At 66.0% G+C, this 17,996-nt stretch carries 17 protein-coding genes; 9 read left to right on the forward strand and 8 right to left on the reverse strand.

What is annotated here, in order from left to right; genetic code table 11:
- Window positions 1-2 precede the first annotated feature (2 nt).
- The 4 genes from TV39_RS20745 (at window position 3) to TV39_RS20760 (ending at window position 2,545) form a co-directional block, all read left to right on the forward strand.
- Window positions 3-281 carry an HPr family phosphocarrier protein gene (locus tag TV39_RS20745; RefSeq protein ID WP_043485495.1) on the forward strand — a complete coding sequence of 93 codons (279 nt, stop codon included), beginning with the start codon at window positions 3-5 and terminating at the stop codon, window positions 279-281.
- Window positions 282-342: 61 nt separating this feature from the next.
- The gene (locus TV39_RS20750) at window positions 343-741 is read left to right on the forward strand and encodes a helix-turn-helix domain-containing protein (protein WP_043485498.1); all 399 of its coding nucleotides are present in this window, start codon (window positions 343-345) and stop codon (window positions 739-741) included.
- A 98-nt stretch (window positions 742-839) separates the two neighbouring features.
- A complete protein-coding gene (locus tag TV39_RS20755) occupies window positions 840-1,070 on the forward strand; it encodes a hypothetical protein (protein ID WP_011693832.1) in 231 nt (76 codons plus the stop codon).
- Between the two features lie 107 nt (window positions 1,071-1,177).
- On the forward strand, window positions 1,178-2,545 hold the full coding sequence (locus TV39_RS20760; protein ID WP_235347469.1) for an FAD-binding protein: 1,368 nt from the start codon (window positions 1,178-1,180) through the stop codon (window positions 2,543-2,545).
- A 9-nt stretch (window positions 2,546-2,554) separates the two neighbouring features.
- Here TV39_RS20760 and TV39_RS20765 read toward each other — a convergent pair whose 3' ends face one another.
- Window positions 2,555-3,775: a PucR family transcriptional regulator gene (locus TV39_RS20765; protein WP_043485500.1), complete on the reverse strand. Its 1,221-nt coding sequence runs from the start codon at window positions 3,773-3,775 to the stop codon at window positions 2,555-2,557.
- Window positions 3,776-4,011: 236 nt separating this feature from the next.
- Here TV39_RS20765 and ald point away from each other — a divergent pair, with 236 nt between their 5' ends.
- Window positions 4,012-5,130 (forward strand): alanine dehydrogenase, encoded by a 1,119-nt coding sequence (gene ald, locus TV39_RS20770; protein WP_043485503.1) that lies wholly within the window; start codon window positions 4,012-4,014, stop codon window positions 5,128-5,130.
- A gap of 107 nt (window positions 5,131-5,237) precedes the next feature.
- Here the strand turns inward: ald and TV39_RS20775 are convergent, their stop codons facing one another.
- The 6 genes from TV39_RS20775 to TV39_RS20800 all read right to left on the reverse strand — a co-directional run bounded on the left by TV39_RS20775 (window position 5,238) and on the right by TV39_RS20800 (window position 13,483).
- Window positions 5,238-6,326, reverse strand: coding sequence for a Gfo/Idh/MocA family protein (locus TV39_RS20775; protein ID WP_043485505.1), 1,089 nt, complete (start codon window positions 6,324-6,326; stop codon window positions 5,238-5,240).
- Window positions 6,327-6,508: 182 nt separating this feature from the next.
- A complete protein-coding gene (locus tag TV39_RS20780) occupies window positions 6,509-8,218 on the reverse strand; it encodes an ABC transporter family substrate-binding protein (RefSeq protein WP_043485507.1) in 1,710 nt (569 codons plus the stop codon).
- Window positions 8,219-8,271: 53 nt separating this feature from the next.
- Entirely contained in the window at window positions 8,272-10,512 is a 2,241-nt protein-coding gene (locus TV39_RS20785; protein WP_043485509.1) for a dipeptide ABC transporter ATP-binding protein, read from the reverse strand.
- Window positions 10,509-11,480 (reverse strand): ABC transporter permease, encoded by a 972-nt coding sequence (locus TV39_RS20790; RefSeq protein WP_043485511.1) that lies wholly within the window; start codon window positions 11,478-11,480, stop codon window positions 10,509-10,511. Before TV39_RS20790 ends, TV39_RS20785 begins: the two co-directional genes overlap by 4 nt.
- A 2-nt stretch (window positions 11,481-11,482) precedes the next feature.
- Window positions 11,483-12,469 carry an ABC transporter permease gene (locus TV39_RS20795; protein ID WP_043485512.1) on the reverse strand — a complete coding sequence of 329 codons (987 nt, stop codon included), beginning with the start codon at window positions 12,467-12,469 and terminating at the stop codon, window positions 11,483-11,485.
- A 360-nt stretch (window positions 12,470-12,829) separates the two neighbouring features.
- Window positions 12,830-13,483, reverse strand: a complete 654-nt coding sequence (locus tag TV39_RS20800) for a TetR/AcrR family transcriptional regulator (protein ID WP_043485514.1) — start codon at window positions 13,481-13,483, stop codon at window positions 12,830-12,832.
- Window positions 13,484-13,609: 126 nt separating this feature from the next.
- Between TV39_RS20800 and TV39_RS20805 the strand changes: the two genes are divergently transcribed.
- Both TV39_RS20805 and TV39_RS20810 read left to right on the forward strand, forming a co-directional pair.
- A complete protein-coding gene (locus TV39_RS20805; RefSeq protein WP_043485516.1) occupies window positions 13,610-14,176 on the forward strand; it encodes an NAD(P)H-dependent oxidoreductase in 567 nt (188 codons plus the stop codon).
- Between the two features lie 399 nt (window positions 14,177-14,575).
- Window positions 14,576-15,184 (forward strand): GerMN domain-containing protein, encoded by a 609-nt coding sequence (locus tag TV39_RS20810; protein ID WP_144406495.1) that lies wholly within the window; start codon window positions 14,576-14,578, stop codon window positions 15,182-15,184.
- A 51-nt stretch (window positions 15,185-15,235) separates the two neighbouring features.
- Here the strand turns inward: TV39_RS20810 and TV39_RS20815 are convergent, their stop codons facing one another.
- On the reverse strand, window positions 15,236-16,081 hold the full coding sequence (locus tag TV39_RS20815; RefSeq protein WP_043485519.1) for an isocitrate lyase/PEP mutase family protein: 846 nt from the start codon (window positions 16,079-16,081) through the stop codon (window positions 15,236-15,238).
- Between the two features lie 123 nt (window positions 16,082-16,204).
- On the opposite strand from TV39_RS20815, the gene TV39_RS20820 reads away from it, so the two are divergent.
- Window positions 16,205-17,497, forward strand: coding sequence for an aminotransferase-like domain-containing protein (locus tag TV39_RS20820; protein ID WP_043485678.1), 1,293 nt, complete (start codon window positions 16,205-16,207; stop codon window positions 17,495-17,497).
- Window positions 17,498-17,564: 67 nt separating this feature from the next.
- Entirely contained in the window at window positions 17,565-17,996 is a 432-nt protein-coding gene (locus TV39_RS20825) for a universal stress protein (protein ID WP_043485521.1), read from the forward strand.

The raw sequence follows: 17,996 nt of genomic DNA on the forward strand, positions 1-17,996 counted from the left end.
CAATGCCAGAACGTACCGCAACCATCGCCAGCCGCTCCGGCCTCCACGCCCGCCCTGCCGCGCTGTTCGCCGAAGCGGCCGGCAATGCCGGCGTTGACGTCACCATTTCCATGCAGGGCGAGCCGGCGGAGGAAGCCCTCGACGCCGCCAGCATCCTTTCGCTGATGACGCTGGGGGCGGCCAAGGGCGACGTCGTGGTGCTGCGGGCCGACGGCGACGGCGCAGACCAGGCACTGGATTCTTTGGTCGCGCTCCTGGAGACGGACCTCGACGCCGAATAGCGGCATCGGTACCGGACCATCGATACCGGCCGGCTCACGCCGGGGGCGCTAGGATTTCCGCATGGCACTGATTGCTCCCCGCGTGACGGCCGGGCTCCCCGGCGACGAAGCCCTGAAACTGCAGCATGCCCTGAACGGCAGCCACGACATCACCGTGTTTGTGGACGGCACGGTCCACCGGCTGCCGCCCCAGGCGCGGGACGCCGTCGTGGACCTCCTGAGCCGCTTCAGCCGTGGCGAGGCAGTGACGGTCAGCAGCGTTGAAGAAATGCTGACCACGTCCCAGGCCGCGGAACTCGCCGGAATTTCGCACACGTACCTTCGCAATATGACGGACCGCGGGGAAATTCCGGTGGAGTACCGCGGCACGCACCGGAGGATCCGGCTGGCGGCCATCATGGAATGGCTGGAGTCGCAGAAGAAGGCCAAGGCACCCGGAAGCGGGGACCAGCCGGTTTGATGTAGCCCGGGATGCAATTTGTGAAGCAGTGATAAGGATCAAGCAACGATCCCCGCTTACCGCCGGAACGCCGCAAAGGCCGGGGTTACCCTTTATTCGTGGGTAAGTTCAGAGGGTGGCACATTGTGGCGGGGTTCGCCGCCATGCTGCTGACGGCCGCCCTTGGAACGGCCATGGGGCTGAATAATACGGCCGCATTCATGGCCAGCTGCGTGGCTTTCGTTGCCGTCTCGAAGGGCCTGGAAAGCCACCTCGCCCGCCGCCGTCGCGAAGCCGCTGTCCGCCTCCTCGAGCAAAGCCAGTCGCGAACCTCAGTGGAAGACCGCTGACGCATCTGAACCATGGATGGCCATTGACACGGAGCGGAACCGCTCACAGACTTGTTAGCGATAACAATCAGCCGATGCCCCCGGTGGTCCGGCGCGAAAGGGATGCAATGCGCACTGAGGTCAGCGAACTGCCCGGGCAAAGCGGAAGCGCCGGAGCCGGCAACTCCGCTCCGGAACTGAACTGGGCCGGAAATTACAGGTACACGGCCGCCTCGATTCGTCGCCCCCGGACCCTCGAGGAAGTCCAGGAGGTGGTGGCTGGCGCCTCGAAAATCCGCGCCCTGGGCTCCCGGCACTCGTTCAACGCCATCGCCGACTCCCCCGGATCGCTGGTCTCGCTCGAAGACCTGGACCCCGGCATCCGCATCGACGCCGCAGCTGGCACCGTCACGGTCTCCGGCGGAACCCGCTACGGAACCTTGGCGGAGACGCTGGAGGACAACGGATTTGCACTGCCCAACCTCGCCTCCCTCCCGCACATTTCCGTCGCCGGAGCCGTCGCCACCGCAACCCACGGCTCCGGCGACGCCAACGGCAACCTGGCAACGTCCGTAGCAGCACTGGAAATCGTGGCAGCGGACGGCACAGTCCACCACCTCAGCCGCGGCGGCTCGCCCGACTTTGACGGCGCCGTCGTCGGCCTCGGAGCCCTGGGCGTCGTCACCAAGGTGACGCTGGACATCGAACCCACCTTCACCGTGCGGCAGGACGTCTTTGAAGCCCTGCCCTGGGAGACGGTTCTGGGAAATTTCGACGCCGCCACCTCCAGCGCGTACAGCGTCAGCCTGTTTACGGACTGGAGCGGGGACGCCGTCGCGCAGGCCTGGCTCAAGAGCCGCGTTTCCGGCCCGGCAGCCGGTGGCGCCGCCGGCACAGCCCGCGCTGATTCAGCGTTCGCCCGCGGGGCCTTCGCCGGCGCCACGTTCTTCGGCGGGACGCGGGCCGCCGCCGCCCGGCACCCGCTGCCCGGGGTCTCGGCCGAAAACTGCACGGAACAGCTCGGGGTCCCGGGGCCCTGGTCAGAGCGGCTGGCGCACTTCCGCATGGCCTTCACGCCCAGCAGCGGCCAGGAACTGCAAAGCGAATTCTTCGTCCGCCGCGAACACGCTGTGGCCGCCATCGGGGAGCTCCGCGCCCTTTCGGACCGCATCACCCCGCTGCTGCTCGTCTCGGAGATCCGCACCGTGGCGGCGGACAAGCTCTGGCTCAGCACCGCGTACGGCCAGGATTCAGTGGGGTTCCATTTCACCTGGAAGCAGCGGCAGGACCAGGTGGAGAAGGTGCTCCCCGTGATGGAGGAGGCACTGGCGCCGTTCCACGCCCGGCCGCACTGGGGCAAGCTGTTCCATGCGGGAGCCGACGCCGTGGCCGTGCTTTACCCGCGCTTTGCCGACTTCAAGGACCTTGCCGAACGGATGGACCCGGAGCACAAATTCCGCAACGAATTCCTGGCCCGGAAGGTCTTTGGGGATTAAGAGCGCGCGCTAGATCCTCGGCCGCCCGGACCAGCGGCGGGCTTTGAGCGCAGCGTGGAGTTCCAGCCGGACCATGCCCTTCAGCGGGTCCACGCCGAGGACCTGCCTGATGCGGCCCAGCCGGTTGTAGATGCTGCTCCGGTGCAGATGCAGCCTGGTGGCAACATCCTGCACGGAACCGTCATTGTCGTACAGGAGCTCCAGGACGGGCAGGAGCTCACCGTTCCGGTCATGGTCTTCCAGCATGCGCCAGTAGACGGACCCCGCGTCGGCCCAGGCACCGGCACCGCCGCCGGCGGACGCCAGCAGCTGATAGACGCCCGTGGCACGGCAGTCCACCAGTTCGCCCAGCTGGGGATCCACTGCGGCTGCCTGCGCGGCCTGTTTGGACTGCAGGTAGGCGTCCGCCAGTTCACGGGGCTTCGCGAAGCCCTCGCTTGTTCCGAGGATGATCCGGTGCACCGGCCGCCCGGACCGCTTGGCGAGTTCCAGCTGGTAGTGGACCAGGACCTGCGCGTGGGCTGCACGGCCGGTGGATTCCCGGAACAGGATCACGGCGTGGGTTTCCGTTCCGGCGCTGAAAAGCGCAGCGTCCACCCCGATCGTGGCCTGCAGCGCCGAGGACCGGTGGATCAGCGTTGAAGCAATGGGGTCGGAGCCCTCGGCCCAGCCGTCGGCGTCGAGCACCGTGACGAGCTGCCAGGGGCCGCGCCCCTGGACTTCTTTCCAGCCGGCCACCGCGGCCACCGCATTGGCCTCGCCGCGGCAGGCGCTCAGGAACTCCTGTTCCCTGCGGCGCCGGAACTCGGATTCGGCAGTGTTCGACTCGAGCAGCAGCCCGGACAGCAGCTCCAGCTCGTCCCGGACGCCGGGCAGCTGGGTGAGGATCGCCGTCGCGCTCTGGTCTTCAATGTCCTGTTGCACCCAGAGGTATCCGACGCGGAAACCGCGGACCAGCAGCGGGACGCAGACGCGTCCCAGCATGCCCAGCTCCTCGTTGGCAGGAACGACGACGGGACGCACCGCCGTCGCGATGCCGTGCGAGAGCTGCCAGGCCTTCACGTCAGCCGGGACGCGCTTGCTGAGCAGGAAATTCACCCGGACCCTGTCCGCGTGGGACTGGTTGGAGCTGTAGGCGAGCAGGACGCCGTCGAGGTCCTCGAGCGACAGCCCCCGTCCGAGCTTCAGGGCTACCTGCTCCACGAGCTGTTCCACATCCTGCTGGTGCATGGTTGCCACCTTACTGCCCGTCGCCGCCGGAACGTGAACGGACACCAGGCGACACCTGACGCTTGGCGGCTCGACAGATGTCTAGGCGGGAATTCCAAAAACCCCGGAAACACGCGGAGGCCCGCCTGCCAGCCCTGGGGCATCCTGTCGGCTACCTCACACCCGGATTTATTCTGGAAGTACCAGTTCCCCCGCACATTCGGCCCACAAAGGCCACCAACAATGGAGCCCAAGAAATGATCATCGGCGTCCCCAAAGAGATCAAGAACAACGAATTCCGCGTAGCCATCACCGCTGCTGGCGTGCACGAATTCCGCACCCACGGCCACACCGTCCTGGTGGAGCGCGGCGCAGGCCTGGGCTCAGGAATCACGGACGAGGAGTACGCCATCGCGGGCGCAGAGATCGTCACCGAAGCCGATGACGTCTGGTCCCGCGCCGACATGGTCATGAAGGTCAAGGAACCCATCGCCGCGGAATACCACCGCTTCCGCAAGGGCCTGATCCTCTTCACCTACCTGCACCTCGCCGCCGAGCCCGAACTCACCCGGGAGCTCATCAACTCCGGCGTCACCGCGATCGCCTACGAGACCGTCCAGGAAGGCCGCACCCTTCCCCTCCTGGCCCCGATGTCCGAGGTCGCAGGCCGCCTGTCCGTCCAGGTGGGCGCCACCTCGCTGATGGCCCCCGCCGGCGGCAAGGGCGTCCTGCTCGGCGGCGTCCCGGGCGTGCGCCCGGCCAAGGTTGTTGTCCTCGGCGCCGGCGTAGCCGGCACCAACGCCGCAGCGATGGCCCTGGGGCTCGGCGCGGACGTCACCATCCTGGACATCAACATCAACCGCCTGCGTGAACTCGACGCCCAGTACCAGGGCCGCCTGAAGACCGTTGCCTCCAACAAGTACGAGATCGAAAAGTCCGTCGTTGACGCGGACCTGGTGATCGGCTCCGTCCTGATCCCGGGCGCCAAGGCCCCGAAGCTGGTCACCAACGAGCTCGTTGCCCGGATGAAGCCCGGCTCCGTCCTCGTGGACATCGCCGTGGACCAGGGCGGCTGCTTCGAGGACACCCGCCCCACCACGCACCAGGAACCCACGTACAAGGTCCACAACACGATCTTCTACTGCGTGGCCAACATGCCCGGCGCGGTCCCGAACACCTCCACCTACGCACTCACCAACGTGACCCTGCGCTACGGCGTGGCCCTCGCCAACCTGGGCGTCAAGGCAGCGTTCGAGAAGGACCCGGCACTGGCTTCCGGCCTCAACATCGCCGCCGGCCACGTGGCGCACCACTCGGTCTCCGAAGCGCACAACCTGCCGCTCGTAGCCGACTGGCACGAACTGGTCTCCGCGTAGTCCTTTAGTTCGTCCTGCTGCGCTGGACGACACACATCCTCGGCGTGCTCGCTCCTTCGTCGCTTGGACGCACGCTGCCGGATGTCTGTCGTTCAGCGCAGTCTTGGTTAAGCCCTGCGCGTCGCCAGTTCCCGTGCTTGTTCGATGAGTTTGAGGACTTCGATCGGGCCTGCCGGATCTACTGGTAGCGGCAGGGACGAGGTGGCGCCGCCGTCGTGGATTTTGTCGGCAAGGATCCGGTAGAACTCCGGGTACGCTCCCCGCTCGGTGGACAGCCGGTCCAGATGTCCGTCGCGCCCCAGCGATCCGGCCCATTCGGCGTCCTCCACACCGTATTCCTCGTCCAGAGGCCCTCCCCCGGCCACAATGTACGGCTCCTGCGGGTCGACGCCGTGTTTGGTAAAGCCGCCTTCCGACCCCAGAAGCCGGTAGCGGGGTCCCTGCTGGGCGCACAGCATGTTCATCCAGAGATGGCTGATCACGCCGGATTCGTGCTGCAGTGCCACGAAGACGTCGTCGTCGGTCTTTTCTCCCTGCCGCCGGGCACGGAGTTCCGCGTACGTCACCGTGGCGGGTCCGAACAACTGCAGGGCCTGGTCCAGGAGGTGGGATCCGAGGTCAAAAAGCACCCCGCCGCCGTCGTCCGCGGTGGCGTCCGCTTTCCACGCCTTGGAGACTTCCGGGGACCAACGCTCAAACCGGGACTCGAACCGGGTCACGTTGCCTAGGGCGCCGCCGTCCACCAGCCCCTTCACGGTGAGGTAGTCGCCGTCCCAGCGGCGGTTCTGGAACACAGTCAGCACCCGTCCCAGTCGCGCGGCAAGCTCCAGAAGTTCCTGCCCCTCGGCGCCGCGCACCGCAAAAGGCTTGTCAACGACGACGTCGAGCCCAGCCTCCAGCGCGGCCTTCGCCAGCGGGCAATGCGTGGCCGGCGGTGTCCCGAGGACCAGCAGGTCAAGGTCGCCGGCCAGCTCCAGGATGTCGGCCGGAGTGCTCACGAGCCGCGCGGCCGGATAGCTGCCGGAGGCGTCGGACTGCCTGCCGGCGTCGGACGTTGCAATGACGTCCAAAGAGTATGCCGGATTGGCGGCAATCAGCGGGGCGTGGAACACGCGGCCGGACAACCCGAAACCGGCCACCGCCGTCCGGATTGCGGGCTTGCCTTGGCCGGTACCGGGAGCTGCTTCTGTGGTCATGGAACCAACGCTACCCCCCGGACGCTCTCCCACTTCCGGCGCTGAACAGGCAGGAAATGAGAGAGCGTCCCAGGGGAGGAGCAGGGACGGCGAAGGCCGGCACCCGCGTGAACAGATCAAGTGAAGAGATCACGGGATGCCGGCCCTGGCGGTGCTTCGCCCGCCGGATTACTGGACTGCTGTTACTTCTTTTCCCAGCCGATGGTGGTCCAGTCCGGAACCTGGGACAGGCTCTTGAACAGGGACGGTCCGTAGTTGGCCAGGCCTGTGCGGACGAACGAGATCTGCGGTCCGTTCATCACCACGCCCATGGAGAAGTACTTGGCCATGTGCTTCTTTTCAACTTCCATGGCTGCCTTGTTGCGCTCGGCATTGTCCTCGATGCTGCTGAGCTTCTTGATCTCGGCATCCAGTTCGGCGTCGCCCAGTTCGTTTTCGTTGGTCTTGGAGTCGTAGAACTGCTTGACGGCGTCCGTTGCGTCAGCACCCACGGTGTAGCCGGAGACGCTCAGGAAGAAGTCACGGCTGCCCAGCACCTTGCCGAAGTCGGCGGAGGCACGCTGGTCAATGCCTACGTCCATGCCGCCGGCCTGGAGCTGCTTCTGCAGGGTCTGTACGAATGCCAGGGTGGTGGGATCGTCACCGAAGTTGCTGATCTTGAAGGCGGCCGGTACGCCGTCCTTCTCCATGATGCCCGCCGCGTTGGGCTTGTAGCCGGCATCGGTCAGTACCTTCTTGGCTGCATCGGCACCGGATTCCGTGGCCGGATAGTTGTCCTGGTAGTACTTGGAGAACGGCAGCAGCATCATCGAGCCGGAGCTGGTTTCTTCCCAGTTCAGCCCGTTGAAGCGGACCTTGCGCAGGGCTTCGCGGTCCACGGCGGTGAAGATGGCCTTGCGGATGGCGACGTCCGTCATCGGGGCCTTCTGGGCGTTGAGGTTCAGGCCGCCGGCGAAGAGGCGCTGGCCGCGGCGGATCTCGGAATCCTTGGTGCCGTCCAGCTGCTTGTACGGGGTGATGGTGTTCGCGGAAACGCCGTCAATTTCACCGTTCTTGAAGGCTGCGATCGCGGCGCTGCTCTCCAGTTGGCGGAACACAACCTTGTCCAGGACCGGCTTGGTGCCCCACCACTTGTCGTTCTGCGCCAGGGTCACTGTCTTGGCGGCGCTGTCGTACTTGTCCAGCTTGAAGGGTCCGGCCATCCATTCCGGGTGCATGTCGCCGGTGAAGCCGGTGTTGAAGATCTCCGGCGTGTTCACGGCCGGGTGGATGAGGCCGGTGAAGAGGGCATCCAGCGGGTAGACAGGCTGGGTGGTGGTCACCACCACTTCCTTGTCATTGGAACCGGCCTTCACGGAATCAACGAACTCGTACGCGCCGGAGCTGACGATGTCGATGTCCTTGTTTTCGCCCTTGAGCATGTTCCAGGTGTTCTGGAAGGCCTTGACGTCGATCGGTGTGCCGTCGTTGTAGGAGGCTTTCTCGTTCACCTTGATGGTGATGGTCTGCTTGCCGTCCTTGACTTCGCTCTTGACGTCTTCGCAGAAGTCCTTGTTCGGCGTCGCCGTGCCGTCGAAGTCGAAGTTCCAGCAGCCCCAGGTGCCGGCCTGGTCGATCGGGCGGTGCAGGGCGGTGTTGTCCGCGCTGTTGCCGTTGTTGGAAAAGCCGTTGAAGTCCGGACCGATGTTGCCCAGCGGAAGCGTCACGGTGCCGCCCGGTTCCAGGCCCTTGGCATCCTTGGCGTTGATGCTGATCAGCTTGGTGAGGTCGCTGCCGGCTTCCTGGCCCTTGCCTGCCTCGGGGCCCGAGGAGGTCCCGCCTCCGCCACAGCCGGTAAGCGCGAGCGCTGCCGTTACGGCGGCCACCCCGCCAATCTTGGTCAGATTCTTCATGGTTTTCCCTTCATTTTTTGGTGCGAGAGTTGGTGCTTTGGAGATCGGGCAAGTCATGGGTTTTCGTGGACAACAAGCATGTCCGCGTCGAGTTCGCCGTCCGGGAAGAAGCAGGCGAACTGCTGGTCGGCGTCTTGGCCTGACTCCCGGACCGCTTGCGGAGCGGCGGCAGTTTCCAAGGGAGGCTCAAGAGTGCGGCATTTCTCCTGCTTTGCGGCAGGGAGCGCCGCGAACACCGGGCAGCGGGTGGCGAAGTTGCAGCCCTTGGGCGCATCCAGCGGTGACGGGAGGTCCCCTTGCAGGATGATGCGTTCGCGGGTCCGTTCCAGCTGCGGGTCCGGTACCGGGATCGCGGACAGGAGTGCCCGGGTGTAGGGGTGGCGCGGGTTGTCGAAGACGCTGTCCACGTCCCCGATTTCCACGATCTTGCCCAGGTACATCACGGCCACGCGGTTAGAGATGTGGCGCACCACGGAGAGATCGTGCGCCACCATGAGGTAGCTCAGGCCGAGTTCCGCACGCAGCTTGTCCAGGAGGTTGATCACGCCGGCCTGCACGGACACGTCCAGCGCGGACACGGGCTCGTCAAGGACCACCAGCTTGGGATTTACGGCGAGCGCGCGGGCAATGCCGATGCGCTGCCGCTGGCCGCCGGAGAACTGGTTGGGGAACCGGTTGACGTGGTCAGGCTGGAGGCCCACCAGCTCCATCAGCTCCATGATGCGTTTCCGGATCGCGGGCTTGGCCATGCCGGCGTTTTCCAGCGGCTCGGAGAGGACCTCGAAGACCGTGAAGCGCGGGTCCAGGGCACCGGTGGGATCCTGGAACACCATCTGGAGTTCCTTGCGCATGGCGGCCTTGGTCCGGGCATCGGAGTCCGCCTTGTTGCTGAGCCCGCCGATGGTCACCTCGCCGTCCTGGTCCTTGTGGAATTCCATGATTTCCAGCAGGGTGGTGGTTTTCCCGCAGCCGGACTCGCCCACGATCGAGAAGCACTCGCCCTCGCGGATATCGAAGCTCAGCCCGTCCACGGCCTTCACCGTGCCGATCCGCCGCTTGATGAGCGAACCTTTCAGCAGCGGGAAGTGCTTCCGGACATCCCTCAGTTCCAGGACGGTCCTGCGCTCAAGCCGAGGAACAGCATCGAACCGGGAGATCGGAACGGCCGGGGCCTGGAAGATCTCATGGACATCCACTTCGGCGCCAAGCGAATCGGTCTTGATGCAGGCCGCCTTGTGGGCCCCGCTGCCGGCCACGCCGTTCCCGGTTGCCAGGGGGCCGCTGACCGGCCACAGCTCCGGTTCCCCCTGCAGGCAGGCGTCGCTCACGAGGGGGCACCGCGGGGCGAAAGAACAGCCTGTGGGGGTGTGGATCAGGTTCGGCGGAATGCCCTCGATGGGCACCAGCGAGGACTTTTCCGCAACGTCCACGCGGGGCACAGCGCCCAGCAGGCCCATGGTGTAGGGCATCCGCGGGCTGTAGTAGATGTCGTCCACGCTGCCGGTCTCCACCGGCTTTCCCGCATACATCACCATGATGTCGTCCGCCATGCCGGCCACCACGCCCAGATCGTGGGTGATCATGACGACGGCGGCGCCGGTCTCCTCCTGCGCTGTGTGCAGCACCTCCAGGACCTGCGCCTGGATGGTGACGTCCAGGGCCGTCGTCGGCTCATCCGCGATGAGTACCCGCGGGTTGTTGGCGATCGCGATGGCGATCATGACGCGCTGGCGCATGCCGCCGGAAAATTCGTGCGGGAACGCCTTCAGGCGGTCCTTCGGGCTGGGAATGCCCACCATGCCGAGAAGTTCGACGGCGCGCGCCTCCTTGGCCTGCTTGCTCATCTTCGGGTGGTGGACCGTCAGTGCCTCGATGATCTGGTGCCCCACCGTGTACACGGGGGTCAGGGAGGAGAGCGGGTCCTGGAAGACCATGGCGATGTCGTTGCCGCGGTACCGGCACATGGCCTTGTCGCTGAGGCCCAGCAGTTCCGTGCCGTTCAACCGCACCGAGCCGGTGACCTCGGCCGTTGCCGGGAGCAGGCCCATGATGGCCAGCGAGGTCACGGACTTGCCCGAGCCGGACTCTCCCACGATGCCGAGCGTCTTGCCGGGCAGGAGATCGAAGTCGACGCCGCGGACCGCGTGGACCACGCCGTTCTCCGAGTTGAACCGGACGTTCAGGTCACGGACGGACAGGACGGCATCCGCCGGGGCATCACCCGGTGCGTGCAGCCCCGCCACGTGCAGGCGCTCCGCGATCATGTCCGTGCGGGCGGTGGTTTCGCTGCTCATTTGCCCTTCTTCCCTGCAGTCTTTTTGGCGCTGCCAACGGAGCTGGAGCTGGGGTCGAACGCGTCCCGCAGGCCGTCATTCATCATGGCCAGCGAACCCGTCAGCAGGAACATCACCACGAGCGGAACCCAGAACATCCACGGGAACGTCTGGACCTGGGAGGTTGCCTGGTTGATGAGGACACCCAGGCTCACATCCGGGACCTTGATGCCGATGCCGATGAACGAGAACGCCACCTCGGCCAGGATGGCGCCGGTAACGCCGCGGGTGACGTCCAGGACCAGCAGCGATCCGATGTTGGGCACCAGGTGCCGCCAGACGATCCGGCGGGCCGGGATGCCCATGTACTGGGCGGCCTTGACGAAGTCCCGCTGCATCAGCGACATCGAGAGCGATCGGATCAGGCGGGCGGTGCCCATCCAGCTGAAGACCAGGAGCACGATGATCAGCAGCAGCCAGCTGGGAAGGTTCTCGCGGAGGCCGTTGCCGCCGCCGCTCGTGGCCACCGCAACCACCAGCAGGGCCGGCATCATGATGAGGGCCTCGAGGACAAAGAGCATGACCTTGTCCACCTTGCCGCCGAAGTACGCCATGGTGCAGCCGTAGACGGCAGCGATCAGCACCGAGACCAGCCCCACCACCAGTCCGATGAGGATGGAGATCCGGGTGCCTTCCACCATCAGGGCGTAGAGGTCGATGCCCGCCTGGGACGTGCCCAGCAGGTGCTCCGCGGACGGCGGCATGCCGATATTGAAGGGGTCGATGGTTTCCTTGTCCCAGGGGGAGAAGAAACCTCCCACGAAGGAGAAGACCGTAAGGGCGATGAAGATGACCAGGCCGGCAACAGCTGTCTTGTTCCGCAGGAAGCGCCGCAGGATGATCGCGGACTTGGCGATCACGACGTCGTCGTTTTCGATCCGGGCTTCCTCGGCAACGGCGGCGGGGTCGATGGCGTTCAGGTTGGTCATGGTTACTGCACCCGCACTCTCGGGTCGACAAGCGTGGTGGCGAAGTCCGCGAGGATGGCCCCGATCGCGAAGATTAGTGAGCCGTAAGCCAGGGTGGCGGTGGCCGCGTTGACGTCCTGCAGCGCGATGGCGTCGATGCTCCACGATCCGACGCCCGGCCAGGCGAAGATCTTCTCGGCAAAGAACCCGCCGGCGAAGATGGCCGGAATAGTGAACGCGATGCTTTGCGCCACCGGGATGAACGAGACGCGCAGGGCGTGGCGGGTGATGGCCTGGTTCCGGGTCAGCCCCTTGGCGCGGGCCGTGCGGACGAAGTCCGCGTTGACGTTGTCCAGCAGGTACTGCCGCTGCGCGATCTGGTAGGTGCCCCAGCCCACCAGGGTGATGGCAAGCGTTGGCACCGCGTAGTGGGCCACCATGTCGACGAACTGGACCCAGCCGTTGCCTTCCAGCCCCGGAGTGGAGATGCCGGTGACGAAGAAGATCCGTTCGCCGATGGATTCGTTGATGTTGATGGCACCGAGCTGCACCAGGAAGTAGGCGATCGGAGCGGGCACGATGTACACGAGGTAGCTGTAGGACGTAATCACCCGGTCCTGGAACTTGTACTGCCGGGCGGCGGTGTACACGCCCAGTGCCACGCCGATGATCAGGGTGAGGACGATCGAGGCCAGGAACAGCCGGGTGGAGATCCATACGCGGTCCCCGAACTCGGCGTTGATGAAAGCGCCGTTGGGGCTTCGGCCCCAGTCCCAGCGCGTGACCACCGCCGTAAGCCAGTCAACGTAGCGCTCCCACGGGCTGAGCGTCGGGTCCAGGCCCTTGAGACGAAAGGAGTTTGCCACCTGCTCGGGCGTCGGCCGCGGGATCCGTTCCTGTTCCAGCAACGCGGGCTGCAGCGTGCTGACGGCGAGGAAGTACCCCGCCGACGTGGTCAGGAAGATCATGAGCAGGTAGGTGGCTGCCCTTTTGGCGAGGTAACGGAACATGTCTGCCTAGCTCAGGATCGCCGGTGCCAGTTCCACGCCGTGGAGTGACGGCGGCGCTTCGGAGGCGCCGTCCCGGGCGGGTGTCATATCAGCAATCACAGCAGTCGATCCTTCCGTCATCCCCCGAGCCGGCAGGGGGTCCGCCGCCGATCCGGGATCATGGCCAGCGGGTGTCTGGCCGCCCGCGAGCCCCTGGGGGCCGTGTCCTTGTGGACTATGTTGCGGGTCACATTCCAGAGGAAACTACCACATATGCAGAGGCCGCCAAGGTGCGTCAAAGCGGAACACGGGCGGCCTGTATCAGATCGTTATGAATAAATCACGATGATTGATTTGAGCGGCCCGGATGCGGTCCGCGGATTACCGGTCGCCCGCGGAAGTATGGGCCATCGGGTCAGCAACGCCGCCGGGACAGCTCACCACGCGGGTGACCAGTTCGCGCCAGGACTCGGCGAGCCGCTCGGGTGCTACGTGGTGCACCCGCACCGCGTAGAGCAGCCGCTCCGGATCCAGGGTGGAGCTCAGGGACATCGCCATCAGCCAGGGGTCTGCGGTCACGCCGGCCGCCCGCAGGAGCATTTCGATATGCCGGTGCCAGAGCACGGCCGCCGGCACGTCGAAACGGTTGTAGGCGGAGGAGTCCGCAGCCCGGGCCAGCTCGCCGTATTCCAGGACATAGGAAATCCGCTCGGCACCGAACGCCACGAGCCGGTCCCGCGGCGGCGCGCCCGGGCCCAGCGGCGGCGGCCCGAACATGAACCGGCCCTGAAACTCGGCCTCCGAATCGCTGAGCAGCGTCATCATGAGCCCTGCCCGGGAGCCGAACCGCCGGAAGACGGTGCCTTTGCCGACGCCTGCCCGCTCGGCCAGGCGGTCCATGGTGAGGCCGTCCGCCCCGCACTCCTCAATGAGTTCGCGGGCAGCCTTGAGAAGCAGCTCCCGGTTACGGGCGGCGTCGCTGCGTTCCGATTCCCCGGCCAACGGCGATCCGGAGCGGATTGGGATGAGACTCACAGAAATTATTCTAGTCCGGGGAATAAGATGCGGACCGTAGTCCGTTTAGCATGAGTGAAGGCATTCACCAGCCTCCATGATCAACCAGCCTGCGGACCCTCCCGCGGCCAGAAACTAGGAGTTCACATGTCCAAGAGCACCGTACTCACCCTGGTCGGCAGCCTGCGCGCCGAATCCACCAACCACAAGCTCGCCGAGGCCATCCAGCTGAACGCGCCGGACCAGGTTGAAGTTGTTATCCACGAAAGCCTGGGCAACATCCCGTTCTACAACGAGGACATCGACGTCGAGGGCCAGGTTCCGGCCGCCGCCGCAGCCCTGCGCGCCGCCGCCAACGAGGCCGACGTCCTGCTGCTGGTCACGCCGGAGCACAACGGAACCGTGCCGGCGTCGCTGAAGAACGCGATTGACTGGCTGTCCCGTCCGTTTGGTGCCGGTGCCCTTGCCGGCAAGCCCACCGCCGTCGTCGGGACCGCTTTCGGCCAGTACGGCGGAGTCTGGGCGCAGGATGAAGCCCGCAAGGCTGTCGGCATCGCCGGCGCCCGGGTGCTCGAGGACGCCAAGCTGGCCGTTCCCGGCTCCATGGTCCGCTTCGCCGAAGTCCACCCCAAGGACGACGCCGAAGTTGTGGAGCAGATCAAGGGCGTCTTCGAGGCCCTGGCAAATGCCGGAACAGCCGCCAAAGCAGCCTGATTCACCGCATTTAGCGCACCCAACGCCCCCGGCATCTGCCGGGGGCGTTTGCGCGTCACCATTCCGTGATCGAGCTGACGCAGAACCGTCACTCGGCATATATTCCGTGCACAGGCGCACCGCCGTAACGTGGAGACGGGGACGTGCGAGAGCTGAAAGAGCGGTGCGTTCATGAAGTTCACGCCTGGGGTCCGGGCATGTGCGGCGGCGGCCGCGTTGATTCTTCCACTGTGGCTCGGCTCGTGCTCGACGTCTGGGCCGGCACCGGAGAATCCGGCAGTTAGGCCAGGCCTCATGCCGGAACCACAACCCCTTCCGGCGCCATTTCCCGCGACCACCAGCGCCGACGCCCCACCCCCGGCGGCGTCCCCCTCCGGGCCGGCCCCTGCCGCTTCCAGCATGGCGGCTAAACCCAGGACGGGCGGCAGCATCACCGCGCAGGCAGGCTCCAAAGCCGCCGCGGCCACTGACGATTCCACTGCGGTAGGCGCCCCCGGCAGTACGGCGTCGGGCACTCCAGCGGCAGGCGGCTCGGGCAACTCCGGCTCCGGGAGCCTGGCCGCGCCGGAGGAACCGGTCGCGGAGGGCAAGGCACTGCTGCGCGGCAAGCTCCCCGGCGGGACGCCGGTGTACTTCGTGGCAGTGGACGACGGCGGCAGCACCGGCGTGCGGTTCGGCTGCAACGACAGCCTGGTGGCCGTTTTCCACAGCACCACGGCGGCGGAGGAACCGCTTCAGTCGGCCCTCGGAATCCTGTTGGGCGGCGGCGATCCCCCGGACGGACTCTACAACTCCCTGGATGACTCCACACTCAGTTACGTGTCCGCCTACTTCGACGGGACCACTGTGGTGGTAAACCTGACCGGAACGGTCCGGCCCGGGGGCACCTGCGACATCCCCCGCCTGGAAGCGCAGCTTACGCACACGGCCGTGTCTGCCGTCGGCGCAGCGCGGGCGGAGATCTACGTGGACGGGCGGCGGCTGGCGGAGGCCCTGAGCCTCCGCTAGGCATCACCCCCCCGGCGCGAGGGCGCGCCGGACGGACGGCGACTCTGATGGTCAGCTGCGCCGGAACAATTCATCCATGGCCTCGTGGCTGCGGGCGCCGGCCAGTTCGGACCAGTTGCCGTCCCCGAGCACGTCTTCGGCCACCCTGGAGACGGTGGCATACGCAGCCTTGGCAGTGTTGCCACCGATGCTGACCCGGCGGACGCCGGCGTCGTGCAGTTCCCCCACGGAGGGCGAACCCACGCCGGCGAGCGCATTCAAGGGCGCACCAACCCGCCGGGACAGGTCATGGAGCACGTGCAGGTCCTGCACCCCGGGCACGAATATTCCGTTGGCCCCGGCGGCCAGGTACGCCTCCGCACGTCGGATCGTTTCCGTGAAGGCGGTGTCCGCAAAACGGCCGGACAGGTAGGTGTCGGTGCGCGCGTTGATAAACAGGTCAACGCCCTCTTCTTCCGCCACATGGCGGACGACGGCGATGCGGCGCGCCTGTTCTGCTACGTCAGTCAGCGGTTCGTCGCCGGAGTCCTCGAAGTTCACGCCGACCGCCCCGGCAGCCAGGACGCTGCGGATGGTTTCCCGAAGCTCACCGTCGTCGAAGGTGCCGCCGGGGCTGGCATAACCGGTCTCGATGTCCGCGGTGACGGGGAGCGCAGTGGAGGCAGCGATCCGACGGAGGGCCGCCATGGCCAGTTCGCGCGGCAGGTGGTTGCCGTCCGGAAAGCCAAGGCTCCATGAGAGGGCCGAGCTGGAGGTGGCCAGCGCCGCTGCCCCGGCCTCCTCCACCAGCCGGGCAGACGCCACATCCCAGATATTCACCAGGACCAGTGGCGCAGCGCCTTGGTGCAGAGCGTGGAAGGCGGCGGTCAGGGGTCCCAGGCGGCTGTGCGAAGTCATGGGTCTATTCCATGCCCTGCGCCGCCCAAGGTAAAGGAGCTTCGGGCGTGCACCCGGAAAGGTTCGCAACTACTTATCAACAAACGTTGCCTCATTGGCAACATATGGCTGTATCCTGTGAATGTGACCCACGAAACACTTGATGCCGCCGCCGATGTCCTGCCGGCCGAAGCAATTGACGCAATCGAACGCGCGGCTACGTCCGCCCACCGCCACGACGAACTTTTCTCGGAGCGCGCAGCCAATATCAAGCAGTCCGCCGTCCGCGACGTCTTTGACATCTCGCTCCGCCCGGGCCTGGTGTCGCTGGCCGGCGGCAGCCCCTACCTGCAGTCCCTGCCGCTCGAGCGGCTGGGCCAGACGGCAGCGAAGATCATCGCCGAACAGGGCTTGACCGCACTCCAGTACGGCAACGGCCAGGGGACCGAAGAGCTCCGCACCCAGATCTGCGAGGTGATGGCAGCAGAGGGCATCCTCGATGCGGACCCCCGGAACGTAGTGATCACTGCGGGTTCCCAATCAGCCCAGGACGTCGCCACGAAGGTGTTCTGCAACCCCGGTGACGTAGTGCTGGTGGAAGACCCCACCTATGTGGGCGCCCTGAATACCTTCGAGGCGTACCAGGTTGAGGTGGCCACGGTTCCCATGGATCAGCACGGCCTGGTCCCCGATCTCCTGGAAGCCCGGATTGCCGCCCTCCAGACCGCCGGCAAGAACATCAAGTTCCTCTACACGATTCCCAACTTCAACAACCCGTCCGGCATCACGCTCGCTGAGGAACGCCGGCAGCAAATCGTCGATATATGCCGCAAGGCGAATATCCTGGTCCTCGAAGACAATCCGTACGGCCTGCTCCGCTTCGACGGCAAGCCGCTGGCTCCCCTGCGGGCCGGCAATCCCGACGATGTCATCTATATGGGCTCGTTCTCCAAAATTTTCGCCCCCGGGCTGCGGATTGGCTGGGCCCTGGTGCCGGCGCACCTCCAGCGCCGCTATTACCTGGCGTCCGAAGCCGTGACGCTCTGCCCGTCGACGCTGAACCAGATGCTGGTCTCGGCCTACCTGCGTGACTACGACTGGAAAGCGCAGATCGAAACCTACCGCGGGCTCTACGCCGAGCGCTGCGAGGCCATGCTCGCCGCCCTGGAAGAGTACATGCCGGAGGGGCTCAGCTGGACCCGGCCCGAGGGCGGCTTCTTCGTCTGGGTAACGCTGCCCGAGGGCGTGGACACGTACCCGCTGCTGCGCAAGGCAATCGACGCCGGCGTCGTGTTCATCCCGGGAGCGGCCTTCACGCATTCGGACGAACCGTCCAACAAGCTGCGCCTCGCTTTTAGTGCCGTTCCTCCCGAGATCATTGCCGAAGGCGTGCGGCGGCTTGCGCCGGTCCTGCGGGACGCCATCGCGGCGCTGTAGCCTGAATCATTACCGCACGCAGCCGGGCACTTCCCATTAGGCTGACCGATCCCTTAGGAGCAGGACTATGACCGGAATTATTGTTGTCGGCGTTGACGGCAGTGAGACTGCCATGCGGGCCGCGGAAACAGCACAAGGGCTTGCCGCGTCCCTGGAGGCTACCCTTCACGTGGTGACGGCGTTCGACAGCGACCGCACCGAGGTTTACGGCAGCGGCAGTGACCGGTTCATTGTCTCTGATGCCGGCGAGGCCGAGAAAGTAGCCAAGGACGTTGCGGGACGGCTGAGCACGGAAGGCCTCAAGGTCACCTACTCAGCGGCCCGGGGCAAGCCGGCGGAAGCCCTGATCAAGGAAGCCGAGCGCTTCGACGCCCGCATGATCGTGGTGGGCAACCGCCGGATGCGCGGGCTCGGCCGGGTCCTGGGCAGCGTCGCCAATAGCGTGGCGCACAACGCACCGTGCGACGTCTACATCGCGAAGACGGACGTGGCCGACTAG

The organism is Arthrobacter sp. SPG23 (assembly GCF_000876655.1).
Classification (GTDB): Bacteria; Actinomycetota; Actinomycetes; order Actinomycetales; family Micrococcaceae; genus Arthrobacter.